This is a genomic window from Nostoc sp. (genome assembly GCF_035638895.1).
Classification (GTDB): domain Bacteria; phylum Cyanobacteriota; class Cyanobacteriia; order Cyanobacteriales; family Nostocaceae; genus Nostoc.
This window is the reverse complement of record NZ_DASQZC010000692.1, coordinates 1-3,392: the sequence shown is the minus strand read 5'-3', so window position 1 is coordinate 3,392 and position 3,392 is coordinate 1. Positions and strand designations below refer to the sequence as shown.

The following is a 3,392-nucleotide window of genomic DNA, read 5'->3' as shown; positions in this document are numbered from 1 at the left end:
CCTGTTGCCAAAGTTATAGCACAGGTTTGCGATCGCCTAATTACTCACCCCAATGTCTTGAATGGCGCAAGTTTATATTGGAATCTTCCAAACGCTTTCTATGTTGAAGGTTACGGGCTTGACAAATTCGCTTCTGGATGTTGGGGTTTGCGTCCAGTCCGCAGCAACAAAGTAGGTTTGCTTTTAGACCAAGCTATTGAGCCAGAGTTACGGCTACGACATATACAAGCAGCAGATGCAGTCAGAGCAACTCTGGGATTAACTTTAACAGATTATGTAATTACTGATGCCCCATTAAATGTAGAATTACGGACTACAGCATCGGGAGCTAGTTGGGGAACAATTGGCAACCCGGATAGTTTATTACGAGCAGCTGAGATATTAATTAAAAAAACGGGGGCAGAAGCGATTGCAGTTGTCGCCCGTTTCCCCGATGATATGGATGAGGAAGCAGTACAAAAATATCGCCAAGGTGAAGGCGTAGATTCTCTGGCGGGTGCAGAAGCGGTAATTAGCCATTTGCTAGTGCGAACCTTTCAAATTCCTTGCGCCCATTCTCCTGCCCTTTTGAGCGAACCTCCACAACCTGATTTATCTCCCCGTTCCGCCGCCGAAGAATTGGGCTATACTTTTTTGCCGTGCGTCCTTGTAGGATTAAGTCGTGCGCCACAATTTATAGTAGAGAGAGGAGCAATCGGATCACAGCAAGAAGATATTTGGGTAGATGAAGTAGATGCTGCGATCGTACCAGCAAATGCTTGTGGTAGCAGTGCCTTATTGAGTTTAAGCCAAAAACAATGCCAAATAATTACAGTAGAAGAAAATAAAACTCTAATAAAAGTTCCTCCTCACCCGTTGGGGATCAAATGTATACAGGTAAACTCATATTTAGAAGCAGTGGGTATATTAGTAGCACACAAAGCAGGTATTAATCCCGACGCTCTCCGTCCCAACTTATTACCTTTACAGCCAATTAGTCATTAGTTATTCTACCCCTTCCCCCTACTCCCCACTCCCCACTCCCCCGAAAACCCGTGATTGAACAACAAAAGCAAAAGCCAGAAATTCCATACCTGACGCGCATCCAAATACTTGGGGCGATGGGAGCGACTGCAATCATTTTGTTGATAGTCGCAAAACTTTCGTTATACCTTGGCAACTTTTCCCTATTTTCTTGGAACTTGAACCAAAGAGAGTTGCTGTTGGGTGTAGGGTTAGGATTCACCATCACTGCGTTAAGTGGCGTAGCTTATCGCGTTTGGACTGCCTATCGTAAAAGTGCAGATTATTATCTAGAAATGGTACTAAGGCCCTTAGCCTTACCAGACTTGATATGGCTGGGGTTACTACCGGGATTGAGTGAAGAATTATTATTTAGAGGTGTAATGCTGCCAGCTTTAGGCTTAGATCATCTGGCTGTCATTGTATCCAGTCTTTGCTTTGGCATCTTGCATTTTAGCGGTTCCCAACAATGGCCTTATGTGATTTGGGCAACAATTGTTGGGATGATATTCGCATATAGTGCCCTGCTCACTGGCAACTTATTAGTGCCGATTGTCGCTCACATTATTACCAATTGGATTTCTAGCTATTTCTGGAAAATGTCGCAATTACGGCAATTAAAAAATAAATATTGAGCTTCTAAGGCTTAATCCTTCGGCGTAGCCCAACCCAGGCATCGCACACTATCAACCACAGAATAAATTACGGCTTTTGAACGCTCTGACTAAATGCTTTTTGTGCAAAAGATTTTTAGCCAAGTAGACTACAATAGACATATCCTTAAATCCAAACTCCTTCCTGCCTGCACTTCCTGCCTGCACTTCGTGCCGCTACGCAAATCTAAGGAAGGTGAGTAGTAAGTCTCTCTCCTGTCAAGAGGGTTAAAGGCTTATTTTCGTGTTGTTCCTTCTCTTTCTGAGGGGGGAGGCAAACTGTCATAAGTCTATATCATTCTTGTTTAAAAAGAAAGAATTTTTGGCTGTTTTGCCAGAAAACTACAACACCTGATGAGAAAATAAGACATTAAACAAAGCGATATCTACGATGGGCTACGCCTACGCGATTTTATTGTTAACAAGCCTGTTAATCAGACCTGATTTTTTTGAGGTCAAAGGCAACAAAAGCTTTATGGGATACAACGTAAAAGGTTAGTGCCTTAAAATACTCCTGAAAGCTACTCCTTGTTAAATAAGTTTTGTGTAGAATTTGGTGGAGAGGTTATTTACTTGATTCTCAATTGCAGCAATCCAGGTTTCATTTATGAATCAGTCTTTTTCTCAAAACCAAGCAAGACGAAATCGTGAACAAAGGCTGTGGCAACAAAAATGGAGTTTAAAAACTAAAGCAATTGTTTGGGCACTAAGTATTAGTATCCTTCCTGTGGTTGCAATTGGAACAGCTACTTACTACTACGGCATTAATTTAATTACCAAAGAAATTCCGCAAGTAAGACTTGAGAGTGCGGCAAGTTCAAGAGAAACCGAACTAGCTCTACAGAGACAATTGTCACTCTTGTTAAGTGGTATGGGAGTAACAGCAATTTTAACAGGTGCGATCGCTGTTTTTGTCACTAATCGAGCTTTTAGTCGAGTCAGTAAAGCTGCGGCAACTTCTAATAGTATCAAAAACAAGCTGCGTCCAGACAGTGAGTTTACTCAATATTTCATTGCTAATGAAGATGAATTAGTAATGTTAGAGAGAAACATAAACTTATTTACAGAGCTGCTTTCAGTTTTGATAAAGGAGAAAGAAGCCGAAGCTGATTACTCCCAATTATTGAGGAAAGTTACGCGATGGGTTCGAGAATCATTCAATGAAGAAGATGTTCTAAAAATTACCTCAGAAGAAATTCGTAAAGCTTTAAGCGTTGACCGTGTAACCATTTTTTGCTTCAACTCCGGTTGTAATGGAACCTTTATCGCTGAGTCAGTAGCACCTGGTTTACCAAGAGTATTAGGGGTTACAATCCCTGAGCCTGGGTTCGAGGCAGGGTATAGAGAAAAATACCAGAATGGTTCCATCCGTGCTATTGATAATATCTATCAAGCTGATCTTAGTGATAGTGATATTAAATTGCTAGAGCAATTTGCTGTCAAATCTAATTTAGTAGCACCTATTCTCAAAGGCAAACAGCTATTCGGTTTATTGATTGCACATCAGTGTTCTAGAATTCGTTTTTGGCAGCAGTCTGAGATTGATTTGTTGGCTCAGATAGCTATACAAGTAGGATTTGCCCTTGACTACACCAAACTTCTAGAACAGGTTGATACGAAGGCGGATACAGCTCAGGTATTTGTAGAAATTACCCGCAGCATTCGCCAATCGCTTAACGAAGAGGATGTCATTAAAACCACCGTGGAAGAGGTTCGTAAAGCACTGAGTAGTGACCG

General features: G+C 41.5%; 3 protein-coding genes. All 3 read left to right on the top strand.

Going from position 1 to position 3,392, the window contains the following annotated elements; all coding sequences use genetic code 11:
• Positions 1-984: DUF3326 domain-containing protein (locus tag VE944_RS32960; protein WP_324987658.1), on the top strand; the 984-nt coding region annotated here is incomplete at its 5' end.
• 50 nt (positions 985-1,034) lie between these two features.
• Positions 1,035-1,637, top strand: a complete 603-nt coding sequence (locus VE944_RS32955; protein WP_324987655.1) for a CPBP family intramembrane glutamic endopeptidase — start codon at positions 1,035-1,037, stop codon at positions 1,635-1,637.
• A gap of 625 nt (positions 1,638-2,262) precedes the next feature.
• The coding region (locus tag VE944_RS32950; RefSeq protein WP_324987653.1) for a GAF domain-containing protein at positions 2,263-3,392 on the top strand (1,130 nt) is incomplete at its 3' end.